This is a genomic window from Colidextribacter sp. OB.20, from assembly GCF_009911595.1.
Classification (GTDB): Bacteria; Bacillota; Clostridia; order Oscillospirales; family Oscillospiraceae; genus Lawsonibacter.
In genome coordinates this window covers 58,094-74,971 of record NZ_QWKG01000007.1, presented here as the reverse complement: position 1 = coordinate 74,971, position 16,878 = coordinate 58,094, and the positions used below count along the sequence as shown (strand labels likewise).

At 53.4% G+C, this 16,878-nt stretch carries 13 protein-coding genes; all 13 read right to left on the bottom strand.

Annotated features, from left to right (window positions below; all coding sequences use genetic code 11):
• Positions 1-148: 148 nt before the first annotated feature.
• The 13 genes from D1641_RS02925 to D1641_RS02865 all read right to left on the bottom strand — a co-directional run bounded on the left by D1641_RS02925 (position 149) and on the right by D1641_RS02865 (position 16,858).
• Positions 149-1,036, bottom strand: coding sequence for an NAD(P)-dependent oxidoreductase (locus tag D1641_RS02925; RefSeq protein ID WP_160662901.1), 888 nt, complete (start codon positions 1,034-1,036; stop codon positions 149-151).
• On the bottom strand, positions 1,033-1,617 hold the full coding sequence (gene rfbC, locus D1641_RS02920; RefSeq protein WP_160662900.1) for a dTDP-4-dehydrorhamnose 3,5-epimerase: 585 nt from the start codon (positions 1,615-1,617) through the stop codon (positions 1,033-1,035). Before rfbC ends, D1641_RS02925 begins: the two co-directional genes overlap by 4 nt.
• On the bottom strand, positions 1,617-2,939 hold the full coding sequence (rfbH, locus tag D1641_RS02915) for a lipopolysaccharide biosynthesis protein RfbH (protein WP_160662899.1): 1,323 nt from the start codon (positions 2,937-2,939) through the stop codon (positions 1,617-1,619). Before rfbH ends, rfbC begins: the two co-directional genes overlap by 1 nt.
• Positions 2,940-2,948: 9 nt before the next feature.
• Positions 2,949-3,962 carry a hypothetical protein gene (locus D1641_RS02910; protein WP_160662898.1) on the bottom strand — a complete coding sequence of 338 codons (1,014 nt, stop codon included), beginning with the start codon at positions 3,960-3,962 and terminating at the stop codon, positions 2,949-2,951.
• A 10-nt stretch (positions 3,963-3,972) separates the two neighbouring features.
• Entirely contained in the window at positions 3,973-4,989 is a 1,017-nt protein-coding gene (locus D1641_RS02905) for a radical SAM/SPASM domain-containing protein (RefSeq protein ID WP_160662897.1), read from the bottom strand.
• A 16-nt stretch (positions 4,990-5,005) separates the two neighbouring features.
• Positions 5,006-6,820, bottom strand: coding sequence for a radical SAM protein (locus tag D1641_RS02900; RefSeq protein WP_160662896.1), 1,815 nt, complete (start codon positions 6,818-6,820; stop codon positions 5,006-5,008).
• 114 nt (positions 6,821-6,934) lie between these two features.
• Entirely contained in the window at positions 6,935-8,011 is a 1,077-nt protein-coding gene (locus D1641_RS02895; RefSeq protein ID WP_160662895.1) for an FkbM family methyltransferase, read from the bottom strand.
• A complete protein-coding gene (locus D1641_RS02890) occupies positions 8,008-9,252 on the bottom strand; it encodes a glycosyltransferase family 4 protein (protein ID WP_243149242.1) in 1,245 nt (414 codons plus the stop codon). The genes D1641_RS02895 and D1641_RS02890 overlap by 4 nt, the downstream gene beginning before the upstream one ends.
• Before the next feature lie 28 nt (positions 9,253-9,280).
• Positions 9,281-10,810 carry a glycosyltransferase gene (locus D1641_RS02885; protein WP_160662893.1) on the bottom strand — a complete coding sequence of 510 codons (1,530 nt, stop codon included), beginning with the start codon at positions 10,808-10,810 and terminating at the stop codon, positions 9,281-9,283.
• A gap of 9 nt (positions 10,811-10,819) precedes the next feature.
• Positions 10,820-11,869 carry a CDP-glucose 4,6-dehydratase gene (rfbG, locus tag D1641_RS02880; protein ID WP_243149235.1) on the bottom strand — a complete coding sequence of 350 codons (1,050 nt, stop codon included), beginning with the start codon at positions 11,867-11,869 and terminating at the stop codon, positions 10,820-10,822.
• Positions 11,870-11,874: 5 nt separating this feature from the next.
• Positions 11,875-12,648 carry a glucose-1-phosphate cytidylyltransferase gene (gene rfbF / locus D1641_RS02875; protein WP_160662891.1) on the bottom strand — a complete coding sequence of 258 codons (774 nt, stop codon included), beginning with the start codon at positions 12,646-12,648 and terminating at the stop codon, positions 11,875-11,877.
• Positions 12,645-14,774, bottom strand: coding sequence for a glycosyltransferase (locus D1641_RS02870; protein ID WP_160662890.1), 2,130 nt, complete (start codon positions 14,772-14,774; stop codon positions 12,645-12,647). Before D1641_RS02870 ends, rfbF begins: the two co-directional genes overlap by 4 nt.
• A gap of 362 nt (positions 14,775-15,136) precedes the next feature.
• On the bottom strand, positions 15,137-16,858 hold the full coding sequence (locus D1641_RS02865; protein WP_160662889.1) for a flagellin: 1,722 nt from the start codon (positions 16,856-16,858) through the stop codon (positions 15,137-15,139).
• Positions 16,859-16,878 lie beyond the last annotated feature (20 nt).

Here is a 16,878-nt window from a genome sequence, read left to right as displayed (position 1 = left end):
ACTGTCAACTTATTAGAAATATCAAACGATGAATTACACCTCTGTTTACAATGAGAAGTGGACTTCTTAGCCCCAATTCGGCTCTGTGTTCCTGTCAGAACTCAATCCGTTGGGCCTCAGGGGCAGTAAGCCTATATTGGGGTTCGAATCAATCTTCCCATTCCAAATTGCTTAGTCCCTCCTGCAGGGAAATCGCTGGCTGCCATCCGGGCAGCGTGGGATAGAGGCGGATTGCCCGTGAAATTTCTCGTTCCGCTGCGGGTCGCTGGCCCCATCCCCCCTGCCAGGAGGAACCGTGGAGGCGCAGCAGCTGCTCCACCGTCTCTCGCAGGGTGAGCGGTGCCTCCGGGACGACCTGAAAGGTTCCACCCTGCAAGCGGCCCTCTAAAAGCTGATCACCGGCCATTTGAAACGCGGATGCTACATCGTCGATATGGACCACATCATAGTCCTGATTGCCGTGGGAGAGGGCCATAGGCTCCCCTTTCCGCGCCGCATTCCGGATGAGATTCAGTACTTTGGGCCGATGGTCTCCCGGACCGTAGGTATCGGACAGCACCAGCGTCACCGCACGCAGCATTCCGGTATCCAGGTAGTAGGTCAGCAGATCGGAAAAGGCCTGCTTGGTGGCGGCGTAGAGATTGAGCGGACGGTATCGCTCTCCTCCATAGTGGGCCATAACAGTGGAGGCGCTGACCAGAAAAGGAACCCGGTGGGCAAACATGGCATCCAGCAGGTGGAGCCCCATTCCAATATTGGAATCCAGCAGCTTTGGGACGTGCTCTCTGTTGTGGCTATCGGTGTAGTAGGCCGCCAAGTGGTACACCAGGTCCGGCCGGCAGGCCGCCAGAGCGGCGTCCATGCTGTCATAGGTGCCGTCATAGCGAAACATCTCAATCTGTGGTGAGATATCCGCGATGTATTCCAGATTCAGCGGCTGCCGGACCAGCCCGCAGACCTCCCAGTCTGGCAGAAGCCTTCGTGCCAGATTGGAGCCAATATAACCGGTGATGCCGGTGATCAGAGCCCGCTTCATAGTGCTCCTTCGCCTTTTAGCGCTCCATAAACCTGTATAAACTCCGCCAGCGTGGGCAAGGCGGCGTCCTTTTCTGAAATAATCGTCTGCTCCACCCGGTCCAGCGGCCAGTCGATGGCCAGATGTGGGTCGTTCCAGCGGATACCGCTGTCCGACTCCGGGTCATAGCGGTCTCCGCAGAGATAGCTGAACAGGGTGTCCTCCTCTATGGCCAGGAAGCCGTGGGCAAAGCCCTTGGGTATATAAAGCATTTGCCGGTTCTCTGCGGTCAGAAAAAAGCCCTCCCATTTCCCGAAGGTTTTCGACCCCTTCCGCAAGTCCACTGCCACATCATAGACCGCGCCGTGAAGGACCTGGACCAGCTTGTCCTGGCTATGGCGGCGCTGGAAATGGAGACCGCGTACCGTTCCTTTTCGGGATCTGGTACAGAAAAGCTCAAAACCCCGTGTATCAATACCATTTTCTCGAAAAATTTCCCGTTCAAACGACTTCATAAAAAATCCACGTACATCCTCTGCGTAAAACGGAGTAATCATCTGAAGCTCTCGAAGGCTTGTGTCTTGAAAATTGAATATTTCCATTATTGTTTCACAGCCCTTTTGATTTGTTCAGCCATAAACGTTACGTTTTCATCGGAGAGGCCAGGATAGACCCCCACCCAGAATGTGTCCGCAGCAACGCGGTCCGTCTGTTCAAGCGGAACAGCAGTTCGGAACGCGTTCCGGTCCAAGGCTGTGAGACATGGATGCCGCGTCAGATTGCCCGCAAAAAGCATCCGCGTTTGAATGCCTGCACTCTCCAGCGCACGGACTAGCTGGCCACGGATACCAGTCCTGCGGCAGGTAACAGGAAAGCCAAACCAGCTTGGCTTCGCCTGCGGACAGCATTTGGGAAGAATGAGAGTATCTGTCAAGCTCACTAGACTATCCTTCAAAAGTTGAAAATTATGGTTCCGCTTTGCAATAAAATTCGGCAGCTTTTTTAACTGCGCTACACCGATTGCAGCTTGCATATCGGTAGCTTTCAGGTTATATCCGAAACGAGAATAGACATATTTGTGGTCATACCCTTGGGGGAGAGTTCCAAACTGCCCGTCAAAACGGTGTCCGCAGGTGTTATCCTGCCCGGAGGGACAGGTGCACGCCCGCCCCCAATCTCGCAGTGAGCGGATAATGGAATGGAGCTCAGGGTTATTAGTATAGACTGCGCCGCCCTCGCCAGTGGTGATATGGTGAGCAGGGTAAAAGCTGGATGTTCCGATGTCACCTATCGTCCCGGTTTTGCGCCAAATCCCATCAAACTGGAATTCTGCACCCAGCGAATCGCAGTTGTCCTCTACCAACCAGAGGTTATATTGGTCGCAGAACGCTTTCACACCAGCTAAATCAAAAGGATTTCCCAGTGTGTGGGCAATCATAACTGCTTTGGTTCTGGACGACAAAGCGTTCTCCATCTGAGTAACATCAATATTGTAGGTTGGAATCTCAACATCGACAAAGACGGGGACTGCCCCATATTGGACGATAGGCGCAACAGTGGTGGGAAAGCCACAAGCCACGGTAATAACCTCGTCACCCCGCTGGATTGCCCGCTTTCCTAACTCCGGAGCAGTGAGTGCCATAAACGCCAGAAGATTCGCGGAGGAACCTGAGTTTACAAAAGAACAGTATGTCACGCCCAAAAATTTTGCCAAGTCACGTTCAAACTGTTCCGAGTATCGCCCATTAGTCAACCAGAACTCTAAAGCGCTGTCTATTAGATTGACAACCTCTTCTTCATCAAAAATACGTCCCGCATAGGATAAGGGCGAAACAGAAGAAGTTTTCTGGGGATAGTTCTGGTGACAGTAGGTGCGTATTTGGGATAAAAGTTCGTCCTTTGCCGGCACATCCACATAATTCATCGGTGCAGCTCACCTCAATTTGTGCTTTTCTTCTGGCACTGCGTACAAAATGCAGTCATTCCCCTGGTAACTGTGCATCCTGAAATAAAATTTATAGTTTACACACTGTTTTATCAAATAGGGTGGTACTTGAAGAAAATCAGACTGGTAGTGCCCGATATTGACCGCAATGAGCGGACGGTATTTATGAATGGAGCGTTCTCCGCCCCGCAGGATCGGCAGCGTTTCACTCATGGAATAGCACCGCAGATAATCAAATGCTGTATCCTCCATAGCTGTATCAATCGTTTTTGCGGGGACAGCATACATTTGCTTCTGAGTAAATGGCAGCATAAATCCAATCCTGCGGCAGTTCAATGTTCCATCCTGACCGGCGGCTTCACATTCAAAGAAGGATACGGGCCGGCCCTGATATTTTTCCAGCAGTGACTGTATGGAGACTGTTTGAGGCGTGAGCACATAGGAATACACACGCCCGGCCTTGTTTCTTTGCAAAAAGCTGTCGATGTACCCACCGTCCAGCGCGGCGGTATCCAGCATAGTGCCGCAATGGCTGATCTGCGTGTTTAAAAATTCCGGGAAATACTTGTTGCCCTCCAGCGCCTGTTCTCCGTCAGCCCTTTTCGTAAACCACTGGCAGGCGGCGCGGTAATCCAAAACGGATTTTTCATCCGCGAAGGGTGGCGTGCCGTACAGGTCCTGCGCCCTCCATGTGTTCAGAATTTCGTCCCCCGTATATTGAGCGTTGACGTAATCCCCCGCAGGCACCACCCGCTGAAAACCAGATTCTAACAGGAGCTTTCGCATTCTGGAGAAGGGACAGACCGTCATCGCAACCAACGCGACAGCGTCACACAGCTTTTCTGACGTGTCCGACAGGCTCCAGACTGGAACGCCCGAAATGCTGCTTCCCCACAGGGCGGAGTTCCCATCTATAAAACCTATCACCTCACAGCGGTCACGCAGAAGCTCCAACACAGCTCTTCCCATGTTCCCTGCACCATAAATTACTACTTTTTCCATTGTAACCGCCTTACTTCAAAATCTTGTTCAGCAGAGCTTCCCGATACGGGTCAATGTTATCCAGAACTGCATATTCCAACTGCCCGCAGTTTCGACAGGTGTGGTATGTACTGCGTTGGAGCATCAGATGGTTTTCCCGCATTTCCCGCAGCCGCTGCCCGTTCCAGATTTCCAACAGGCTTTGGCATTTCAAATCCCCAATCAGAAGCTGGTGATTCCAATCCATGAGGCAGGCGCTGACAGTTCCATCTGAATTGACGCACAAGGAATAGAACAGATACGGGCATACCTGCACTGTGTCCCGTTTCGCTATAGGTCCGCCGTAAATGTCCAGCTGGTCGGTCGATTTCAAATTCGCGTTCACTTCAAATTCCGGCCAGACGGACGAAACATGCTCCACCGCGATCTCGTCGCAGATATCGCCGAACATATCATAAAATTTCTGTTCTGAATGACCTCTCAGTCCCAAATCGGAAATTTTAATAAAGATATGGCACCCATTTTTGTTGTGATATAGAAAGCGCAGCTTCTCCAGATATTCACGATAGTTGAGCTTCACACCCGAGATTTGCTCATATCCCGCCTCGTCCAGTGCCTCTACCGAAATGTTAATCCGGTCCACGCCTGCGTCTGTGATGGCCAGAGCGGTATCACAATCGAACAGAGAGCCGTTCGTTGTGAAGTCGATTTTTTGTGTGACGTCTTTTTTTCTCGCATAGTGAATCATGTCCGGCAGGCGCTTGTTGACCAGCGGCTCCCCCTCCTTATACAGCCGCAGTGTTTTCAGCTTCCCCGGAAATTCTGCCAGATCGTCTATGATCTTCCGGTAGACCTGATAAGGCAGGATGCTGGTCCTCTTCTCGGCACTCCAAACATGTTTGTTGGCACCTCCGCAGGGGCAGAATTTACAACGGAAATTGCACACGCTGGAGGGATCGACAAACAGTAGATAGGGAGTTTCCAGGGGGATGACTTCTTGAAGGGGGGTCCGGTCATTTGTCCAGCGAGTACCTGCTTTGGCGTTCATAATAAATTTACCAACCTTACTCTTTTATTCGTTTGGGAAAATCAGGATCCAGCAAGTCTCCAGCATAAAAGACGTTTTTTACAGATGGATACTTTTTTAAATCCTCCATAATTTCTGCTGCCACATATGTCGTCAACGTTAAAAAAACAGTGTCAATTTGCGCGTCATTTATTATTTCGGGTCCATATACCTTTTTCCCGTGATATAGTCCCTGCTTTACAGATGCAGAATCTATAAAATAAACATTATCGGACATAATGCTTGGAACAGCATGCCGCAATTCTTCCACGGCATTGATCATCGGCCAGATTGCAATCTTATGTGATTTTAATAATTGGAAGTTTTGATCTGTACATCCGTCCAGACTATCTGCAATCATTATGTGCATGGTATATCCACAGTGGCTGCAAACAATATTAGTCGAGACTTTAAACGCATCTTGGGATTTCCACGTATTGTACTGATTACAATGCGGGCAACGCGCAGTATAATTTACCTTTCCAGCCCCTTTGTACTGTAATGTAGCATCTTTTAGTATATCTGTCCGCCCTTCCGGCAGCATACAAAGCTCCAAAGCCATATTCCGATATTCCTCATCGGTCATCTTGGAAACATTTGTATAGGGACACCCGTCTTTGATAAATTGGACTTCATCCTTAATGATCCCACGTTCACAGGCATGTTTATATAGGATAGATCCCGGATAAACCACAATCAAATTGTTTATAATGGTATACTGCGGGTGCTCTTTCCACCAGCGGATGGTGTTTTGATATGTTTCCACCGTCTCCGCTTCATCCCCAAAAATAAAGTTCCCCCAAGTCCTGATTCCAACCTCATTGCAGAGCGCAAGCGCACGTTCGGTTTGTTCGATCGTAATATGCTTATTCATACTCTTTAGAATGCGATTGTCCGCACTCTCAAGGCCAAAGCAAATTTGTATACAACCGTGATCCCTCAAGAGTTCCAGTACTTCACGATTTACCATATCCACGCGCAGGTACACAGTAAATCCAATATGGCGTTTTTTGATCTCACTACAGAATTCTCTTGCATCATCAATTTTTGCAACAAACAGTTCATCCGAAATATAAAGATTATGGATATCAAATTTCTCTATCAGATAGTCGATCTCTTTAAAAACGCTCTTCAGGCTTCGCCTGCGGTATTTGGTGCCAAGCGGGTGAAAGCAAAATGTACAGTTAAATGGACACGAGCGGCCCAGCGACACCGCACCAAATCTATCTTCAATATGCGAAAATACGTCTGTCGGCTTCCTTTTGAGCATTTCTTCATACTCAAATCCCTCATAATCCGGATAGGGCAAGCTGTCCAGATCCATAATCTCAGCTCGAGGAGCTGTAACAGTCCAACTGCCATTTTCTTTGAAAATCAACCCGTCAACAGAATGAAGGTCCCGTAGCCCTTCTAAAGCCTCGGCCAATTCACAGATTGTAATCTCGCCTTCACCAATCATGCCGATATCCGCTACTCCCAAAGCCTCCATAGCTGGAACAGGGGAAGATGTTATAATTCCACCACCTACGCAGAGGCGCATACTGGGGCGCGCTGCTTTTGCGGCGTCCAAAATCTTCTTTAGCTGCCAGTACTGTCCTGTTAATCCACCTGTCGCAAAAACATCAATATCATTTTCATAGACTAACTTTCGGATTTGCTCCTCAATAGTACCAGCTTTATAGTTCAAATTATAGGTAATAACTTCCCGGCCAGATGCCTTCAATGCCGCTGAAACATATGCTATTCCAATGGGGAATTGATAGGACAACTCATCAACTTCCGCAAGTTTTGGCATTGCGATGCAGTACCTCAACGCTGATCCCTCCGTTTAAAATCTGTCAGAACGTCCTGAAGTGGTGTTCGGTCGCCTGTCCAGCGGGCTCTTTTTTGCGTTTATAACGGCTCCCTCGCTTATCAGTTTTGAAAATCAAACGTAGCAATACAGCGTTGTCTCCTCATCCGCAAGACTATGATGTCGAACCGTAAAGTGATATTCTGGAACCAATTTCTTCAAATAAAGCGGAATTCGGAAGAAGTCGTAAACGCTGTGATAAATGGAGATTGCTAGTTTCGGTTTACACCGTTGAATCGTCTCTTTCGCTCCATGGATCATATCCCACTCGTAAGATTCAATATCCGCTTTTATCAGCGCGATAGTTGGATTGCCCTTCTCCTTCAAGTATTCATCTATGCTGACAACTTTGACATTTCCGGCTGCGTCTAAATTGTGGGTTATTTGGGTTCCGATGTACTGGTCGCCAGCAACAAATGATAAAGTCGCGCTTTTTATGCCTACCCCTGCGTTCTCACAAATAATTGTTTCCGGCTCTAACGCCCAAATGTCACGCAAAAAAGAAACCCGTTTCCGCAGGGCTGCATAGTTCCGGGCATTTGGCTCAAAAGCGTATATCACCGGCACAGTACCGAAAGAATGCTTGACCATTTCTTCAACAGTGTCTCCCACAAACGCACCGCAGTCTATAAATCCTCCTCTGGGGTGAAGGAGGTAATCAAACTTCGGAATAGCGAAGGATGGATTGCCGCAGAAGTATTTTTCGGCCTCTGAGTTATCGCCGCTGACCCGGCAGAGCAGAATTCCAGCATATATCTGTTTGGCATCGTCATCCAGAATATCAAAAACACGTTCAAATTCGGCCCAATGCTTTTGCACGATGTAAGCGTCTAAACTGCAGTGGCGAATTTCCATTTGGCCCAGTTGTTGATGGATACTGCTGTAATATTTGGCACTGCTGATTAGAACAAAAGCCTTGGGGTAATCTAAAAGCTGCGCGGGAGAAATGCAAGGCAGACCTTCAATCATGGTTCCTGCTTTATTCTTGTCGTTATCGCAGAAGGCAGTAACCTTATGCTCCGTTTGCAAGGCCGAAAGAGACATTACTCCCAGTCCTCCCGCACCAAACAGGATCACTGTATCGTTCTCTTCCGGTGTGGTTATTTGTTCTGTAACTGTGCGGACCATTTCAAAAGTCTGTGCTGCATTCATAAATCAGTCTTCCTTTTCAAACAATTTATTTGTTCCGTCCATTGGGTGAGCCGGTGGTTTTCCGGAAAATGGGTATGATAATGAGCGGGTGAGCCCTTCGTCTTTTCACGGAAAATCAGGCCCGCGTCCTGAACACGGCCTTCCTCAAAGCACTGCCTGTCAGCATCCACGGCGGACAAAAACCAGTCCGCCGGTTCACCCGTAAAAAATTCGCCAAAATGGTGCAGATGCTTTTCCCCCGCATCCGCCCGCCGGCAGGCGGCGAGAAATCTCCGTCGGTTTTCTTCGATTTCATAACGCTTCATAATATCTGCCCGGGCGTGTGCGCCTATAAGCGACGCCTTCTCCGGATTTTCCCGCAGATACCGGACAGCGTTCCCATACTCCTCCGGGGAGTGGACCAACAGCCCGGTCTCTCCGTTTCGAATAATATGGCGCTCCACGCACTGATCCAGGGCCACCACAGGCAGCCCCGCGGCCATGGCCTCCAGCAGTGCGTTTTCAGTGGCGCCAAAGTGCTGTGGATTCAACAGATAGCTGAACACGTCCATCTGTGCCAGTGCGGGCTCCACATTGGGAAGCTGTCCGCAGAACTGGAGCTGTCCTGCCATCCCCCGCCTTTCTGCGGCGGACAGAAGCTCCTCCTTTGTGGAAGGCGCACCCACCAACATAAACCGCGCATCAGACATGCCTGCCACTCCATAAAAGTCCACAAGCGCCGGATGCAGCTTACAGAAACCGAGTGTTCCCACATATCCGATGGTATACCGTTCATGCGGTCTCCTCTTAATCCGGGTAAAGCGGCTGAGGTCGTTTAGGCCATAGACAACACCACAGTGTCTTTGAAGATATTCCGTCCCCAGCGCCTGGACCTGTGGGAGCTCCAGACTAAACGGCGTGGCGAAAATGCACTGATCAAAGCTCCGCAGAAGACCGGCGGAAATTGCGGGAAAGTAATTTCCGGAAACGTGACACCAGAGTATGCTGCGAATTGGAACGGCCGGGAAGTCGTGAAGGAATTTTGTGAGTGCGGGGTGATGATGCCAGCTGAATACAACCGCATCTGCCCACTCCAGCTCTCGCTCTATGCAGGGATTTTCTGTTCCCTGTATGATTTGGAACCCGGCGGATTGTACCTTGTCCAGAGTTGTTTGATCCTGAGGCGGCTCCAGCAGAAGGACTCTCTGCTCCTGCCCGCATGCTCCAAGCCCGGCATAAGCCGAACCGATCCCGCCGCCCATATGTGCGGCAATATGCAGTATCCTCATCCTATTTCTCCTGCGGGCTCCGCTTCCTGACAACAAACAAAAACTCTCGGCACTGCATCTGCGCCAAGGCAGCGGAGCGCTGCTCACCTGGCAGGCCGACAGGGTAAAGCGACGCCAGAAGCGCCTGACTCTCTTGGTCCAGCCCCTCCCCGATCCGCAGCTCACACTGAATCTCGCCCCACTCCTGTAAGGCAAGGCGGAATCGTCCCACCGGGATGTTCAGGGAGAAATCCGGGTCATACACATCCGTTTGGCCCAGCAGGTGCAGATACTCCTTGAAGGAATAGGCATTTGCCAGCTTACAGATCAGATACCCGCCATTTTTGCAGAGTGAAAACAGGTCGCGCAGCATTTTCGACGGCTCGTGATACCGATTAATCGGACGGTCCGCAACAATATAGTCAAACCGCTCTCTGGGGAAGGAGTCAGCCAGAAATTCCTCTCTGTCACAGACGACCGATCCCTTGCAAATCGTTTTCAGGTCCAGCCAATACTTGGGGTCCTGTGTAAAGGCGGACAGATTTGCTTCAAACAGCCCAAACTTATGCAGCCAGTTTTTAACATCCAGAATGGGGGTCCCGCACCGGGTATCTACCCCCAAAAGCTGGAGGCAGCCAGTGCTGGAAGGTGCCGGGAAGCGGGAAAAATATGGGATATAATAGTTGTTCACATCCTCCCAAGCATCGACTCCGAAGTATTTTTCCCGGAAATTTTCCCCGCCGATGTCCAGGGATTTTTGAAATTCTGCGGGGTCTTTTCCCTCGCCATGTCTCAGGTCGTGGTCATGACAGACCCAGGTATCCCCGGCCAATATGGTCCGGTATCCCATGCGGCGGATACGGAAGGTAATATCGTCATCCGCAAAATCGTGAAAGAAACCGGCGTCACCAATAGGCCAGCCAATCGCCATGAGCGCCTCTTTCCGATATAAGGTGCCCAATGTAATCAGCCGATGCCGGTCCTCCCATTTTTTCGGATCACTGCGGTTAAACTGAGCGGCTTTTCTCTGCATTTCGGCATAATTTGTGTAAAATAATTCTACATTCTGCAGGTTCGAGGTGTTTGAGCACACAGGATTGACCATCCCGATTCTCTCGTCCGACTTCATGCAGATCAAGAGGTTTTTCAGCCAATTTGAGGTGACAATCAGGTCGCATGGAAGGATGCAAATAAAACGGCCCAGCGTGTTCAGATTCAGAGTTGAACTGGGATATGAGACGCCCAGATTCTTTGTAAAGCGAATGATTTGTTTTCTATCGTGGTCCACAGAGCGAAAGAACTCTGTAATGTCCCTCTTTGAACCGTTATCCAAAAAAATAAGCTCATAATTGATTCCCGTTGTGTACTTCAAAACGCTTTCCACGCACCGCTGCGTTTTTTCCAGCCGGTTATATGCCTGGATAATGATAGAAACCTCGACCCCATTGGCGGCCGACTGCATAGATGCCACAGCGGCGCGGTTAGAAAACAGGTTCGTACCGACTGTTGGTATTTCCATCTGTTCAGTATCAATCTCTCTAAAGTGTTCCATGATTTTCTCCTAAAGCGACTCTTTAAAGTATTCCAGAGCCTGCTGCTTCATGTAATTGGTCACATCTTCACCGTTTCCCCACGCCTTTGTCCAAGCTACCGTCTCCCGAACAGCCCGTTCCACACTCCAGCGTGGGTGCCACCCTAAAGCTGTTCCGATTTTTGAGCAATCCAGCTTCAGCATCGCATCCTCATGGGGCCCGTTGTCACCGATATGCTCCCAGTGCGCGCCCTCGCCCCAGGCCTGACAGAACAGGTCTGCCAGTTCGCCGGTGGTCAGGCAGCCGCTGCTCTCCGGCCCCACATTGTAGCTGCCCGAAAGGGCGGTATTCTCATATTGCTTTTGAACAATAAGCAGGTATGCGGACAGCGGCTCTAAAACGTGCTGGTAGGGCCGGACAGAATATGGGTTGCGCAGCTGAAGCGGCTGTCCGGCTCGCACGGCCCGGACACAGTCTGGGATGATACGGTCGGCCGCGAAATCCCCGCCGCCAATCACATTTCCGGCGCGGGCAGTGCTGACCGCAACCGCTCCGTCTGAAAAGAAGCTGTTTCGATAGCTGTCTGTCACCAGCTCGGAGCAGGATTTGGAGTTGGCGTAGGGGTCAAATCCGTTCAGCCGGTCCGTCTCTCGATAGCCCCAGGGCCACTGGTGGTTTTCATAGACCTTGTCTGTTGTCACATTGAGGAAGCTCCTCACACAACCGGAGCGCCGCACGCACTCCAGAATGTGGACGGTTCCCATCACATTGGAGGCATAGGTCTCCACTGGGTCCCGGTAGCTCTCGCGGACGATGGGCTGCGCCGCTAAATGCAGCACAATTTCCGGCTGCGCGGCTTTAAAGGTACGCCACAGAGCTTCCAGATCTCGGACATCGCCATGGACGGAGGTTATGCTCTCCTCCAGCCCGATGATTCCGCACAAGCTCAGCTCCTCCGGAGGCAGGGCATAGCCTGTCAACTCCGCGCCGGCCATTTGCAAAATTGTACAGAGCCAGGTGCCCTTGAAGCCTGTGTGTCCTGTGACAAAAACTCTCTTGTTCTTATAAAAATCCAGCATATTTTTTACCATACCCGCCAAGGGGCATTTCCTTTTTTCCAGCGGTCCTCCAGCCAGGCTTTGTCCCGCTGGGTATCCATGCACTGCCAGAAGCCGCCGTGCTTATAGATGCCCAGTTTCCCCTCTTTTGCCAGGGTCTCCAGAGGCTCCCGTTCCAAAACGCAGTCCTCCTCAGCGCTGAGACGGCCGAACAGCTCCGGCTCTGCGGCCATAAACCCGCCGTTAATCCAGCCGCCGTCCTCCTTGGCTTTTTCCCGGAAACCGATCACAGTTTGATCCTCCAGGTCCAGCACACCGAAGCGCCCTCCCGGCTGGATGCCTGTCAGCGTCACCGTCTTGCCGGAGGACCGATGCTGCTCCAGCAGAGCCTTCAGGTCCACATTGCCCACACCATCGCCGTAGGTCAGCATAAAGGGCTCGTCTCCAATGTATTTCTGCACCCGCTTGATCCGCCCGCCGGTCTGGGTGTTCAGCCCGGTGTCCACTAACGTCACCCGCCAGGGCTCAGCGATATTTTGATGAATCGTCATCCGGTTCTCCGCTGAAAAGTCGAACGTCACATCGGAGCGGTAGAGATAGTAATCCGCGAAATACTCCTTGATGACATGGCCCTTGTAGCCGCAGCAGATGATGAAATCGTCAAAGCCGAAGGCGGAATAGTATTTCATAATATGCCACAGGATGGGCTGTTCTCCGATGGTAATCATGGGCTTTGGCTTGAGGTGGCTCTCCTCACTGATTCGGGTGCCCAGCCCGCCGGCCAGAATGACAACTTTCACGACGGCAGACCTCCTCCGTCTATGCCCTCAATGAGATAGGCCACCTTCTGATAAGCCGGACTGGCCTTCAGGGCTGTCACGGCGGGGTCACCGGGGTCACAGGCCGCCAGCAGAGCCCGCACCTGCTCCGCCAGGGCCAGCAGCTCCGGCGGGGCCTGGAGGCGCTGGGCGCGCTCCAGCTGCTCCAGCAGGAACGCCGCCATGGGCTTCATACTGGGACAGGAGACCAGTCCCGCCCGGATCAGACGGATATACTCCGGGCTTTTTTCAGCCTCCTGGGTTTGAAACGCCTGGGCGATATACCAGCCAAATCGATGCAGGGGCGGCAGGACATCTATGTTCTCCTCACACAGCAGCGCCTCGCTGTAGTACCGGGGCAGCACAGCGCCCTCTATCCCGGCGAAGGCGCGGCACAGATCCATGCCCCGGTTGTCCTGCTTCCAGTCGAAGGACTGCACCGCAGCCAGGGCCAGCTCCCGGGCCCAGACAAGTCCCTGCCAGTCCTCCGGGAGATGCTCCGCCAATCGGATCACCCGTTCCTCCAGCAGTCCCTCCTGGGCCATGCGGCCAGCCAGGACGTCCATCTCCTCCAGGGCCAGGGGCTTATCCGCCAGCGGAAAGACAACCCCCGCTGACAGGGCGTGCTCCAGCGCGGCGGCGGGCAGATACTCCCAGTGCTCCACTGCCCGAAGCAGGGCGTTCAGTTCGCCGGTGTCATGGCTCTCCAGAATGGCGGCGGCAGTGCCCAGCTCATACCGCCCCGACAGGGGCAGGAACACCGTGTAAGCCGAACGGATTCCCTTCGTCCAAAGCTCCTGATCCCGGTACTCCCTGGAAAACAGCTTCATCCCGTTGGACAGCAGGACAGACTGCTTCTTCCGCGCGATTTTTGTCTGATCCTCGCTGATTCCCTTCCAGAGAGCTTCCATCACGGGGGCGGTGTCCAGGGTGCTGTTTCTGTGCAGCTCAAAGAGGGTCAAACAGGCCCCTAACACATGACGCTCGCTCATCCGGGTGCAGTCCAGGGCGGACAGCTGAGCCAGAGTCTCCTCCCAGCGGCCCAGGGCCAGACAGGCCTCCATCATGACAATCCGCATGTTCTGCTCATGGAGCGGGTTGGTCCGGGTGAGGGCGGCTACCATCAGCTCCTCCTTGACGCCGCCCGCCCGATAGTCCTCCAGCCCCTGAAAATACCGCTCGCACCGCTGGACACACAGCTGGGCGTCCTTTCCCCGGCAGCGGAACGCGTCGCAGTAGGCGATATCAATCCGGGTAAACAGAGAGTCGGGAAACTGCTCCCGGGCCCAGCTGATCCAGTCCTCTGTCTCGGGAAAGCCGCTGTCAACAGCCTTCTCCACGGCGTAGCTCATAATGGGAGGGCCGTAACTCTGCCAGCCCTTTTTCTTTGCCTGCACCAGCGCCACAGCCTGACGAACCCAGGCGCCGTACTCCTCCTCCTCCCGGCCGCTCTCCAAAAGCTGGAGCCAGCGGCGTGGCTCCTCCGGGGCATGCTCCAGCTCCCTCCGCAGCAGCTCCAGGTTCCGGCGGCGCTTTTTCGCGCCCTCCGGGCTGTTCAGCCCCACATAGCCGTCGTGGTGCAGAATGGTCCGGGTCAGGCTCTGCCCCTGGACGGAGCGACCCTCCGGGAAATTCAGCCGCTCATGGATCGCGCCCTCAAACCGCCTGCCGGTGGACATGCGCAGCAGGCGGACTACATAGACATCCAGGTAAATGCCTCTCATATCGCTGGTCTTGTAGTTGCGCACTACTATGGAACAGGCATCGTACTCTTTCCTCTTATTGCCTTTCAGAAGCTCCAGCAATTCCGCAATATTCTCATCCAGGTATTCGTCTGTGTCCACAGATAAGTACCATTCCCCGGAACAGCGGTCCATCACCGCGTTCCGGGCGGCGGAGAAATCGTTCACCCAGGGGAAATCGAAGAGAATGTCGGCGTACCGCTCCGCCACCGCCCGGCTGCCGTCCGCCGATCCGGTGTCCGCCATGACCAGCTGGCAGGGAATGGCCTCCCGCAGGGGCTGGAGGGCGGTCAGGCAGCGCTCGATGGAGCGGATATCGTCCCGGAAGATGATTCCGATGGACAGAACAGGTTTTTGCTCTTTCACAATGCTCTCTCCTTTTTCGGGCGGATGATATCCGCCCCTACAGAATGCTCTGACTGTAGGGGTGCATATCATGCGCCCGCTCTTTGAAAAAAGGGGGCCAGGCACAGGCCCGGCCCCCTGGAGTATTTCTGCGCGTTTAAGCTATTCTTAGCCCAGCAGCTGGAGAACGCCCTGAGGCACCTGGTTGGCCTGGGCCTCGGCGTCACAAGCTTTGTATCGCTCGCTTCCGGCCTTGGCCGAAAGCGAGCTCACTCCGCTGTTCCGCCTCTCCCAGCGCGACCCGCTTACGCTGGGCTCGCGCTGGGTTCCCGGACGGCCATGCCGTCCCAGGCGGGCGGGCTTATGCCGCGTTTAAGCTATTCTTAGCCCAGCAGCTGGAGAACGCCCTGAGGCACCTGGTTGGCCTGGGCCAGCATGGCCTGGGCGGACTGAACCAGGATGTTGTTCTTCACATAGCTCATCATTTCCTCGGCCACGTCGGTGTCGCGGATGGTGGACTCGGCGTCCTGAATGTTCTCGGCCATCACGGACAGGTTGTTGGCGGTATGCTCCAGACGGTTCTGGTAAGCGCCCAGGTCGCCGCGGACGGAGGAGACGTTGTTGATGGCGTCCTTGATGGTCTGGATCGCCTCGGCGGCGTCCTCGCGGGTGGCGATGCTCAGGTTAGCAATGCCCAGAGCCTTGGTGTGCATGTCGCCCACGTTGACCCGCAGCTGGTTGTAGCTGTCGGAGGTGTCGCCGATCTGGAGGGTCAGACCGCCGCTGCCGGTCTTGGAGCTGCCAGCCTTCAGGGACAGGACAACATTGGCGGTAGCGCCAGTGGCAGCAGGATCCGCTTCAAAGGAATTGACACCATTCGTAGTGGTATACTTGCCCAGCTCAGAGGTCAGGCCGGTCTCGGTGGAAATCTTGTGGGCGGCGTCAGCCAGGTCGTCGGCAGTGGCGCCGGTTGCAGTCCACTCGCCTCCGCTCATATCCAGGAAGTGGTCGATGCCGGCGGCCTTCAGCTCGGCCTTCATGGTGTCGTCCAGCTTGGTGCGGTCCACGATGGCGAACTTCTTGCCGTTGATGGTGAGGGTGGCCTTATCCAGCTTGTTTGTGCCGTCAGTGTCAAGGTCGGCATCCTTTACAGAGGAGCCCTGATAAATTTTCAGACTCGTCAGGTCGATGGTTTGATAGGCGTCCTGACCATTGACAGTCTTCTTGATGTCATTGGCAACAGGCGTAAACACGCCGGCGTCGTTGGTGTTGCCGACGCTGATGGCCTTTACCTGCATGGAGCTGGCACCGGCGGTCTTGGCCTCAAAGACGAGGGTGTTGTTGCTGTTGGAAACGGTGAAGTTATCCTTGATGGTGGAATCCTTCTTCAGAGCGTTCATCACAGCGTCGGCAACGCTGGCGGGAGCGCCGAGCTCCACCTCATTACCCTCGGCATCCGTCCAGCTGGTGCCGTTGTTCTTGAACTCCACGGTGACCTCCTTGGTGGCCTTGCCCTCAGCGTCGGTCAGGCTGACGGTAAAGCTCCAGGTATCGCCGTTGGTGGTAGCGGCCGCAGTAAAGACGTTGCTCATCTCATACTTGGACTTAGTGGCATCGATATCAATCACATCCACGCCCTCGATCTTGCCCACGGAGGTGGCAGCGGTGGAACTGGTGCCGGCCAGGGAGCCGTCCAGCAGCTTGATGCCGTTGAAGTTGGCGGAATCAGCGATACGGTTGATTTCCTCCTTCAGCTGGTTGACCTCCTTCTGGAGGGCCTCACGGTCGACCTCGTCCTGATAGGTGCCGTTGGCGGACTGAGTGGCCAGGTAGTCCATGCGGTTGAGCATGTCCTGGATCTCCTGCATGGCGCCCTCAGCGGTCTTGACCAGGGAGATGCCGTCCTTGACGTTCTTGGAGGCGGCGTTCAGACCAGTGATCTGGGCGCGCATCTTCTCGGAAATAGCCAGACCGGCGGCGTCGTCACCGGCGCGGTTGATCTTGTAGCCGGAGGACAGCTTTTCCAGGTTCTTGGACAGGGCGGAGGCGTTGTTGTTGTAGTTGCGGTAGGCATTCATAGCCATAATATTGTGCTGAATACGCATGAGTTTGTGCTCCTTTCTAA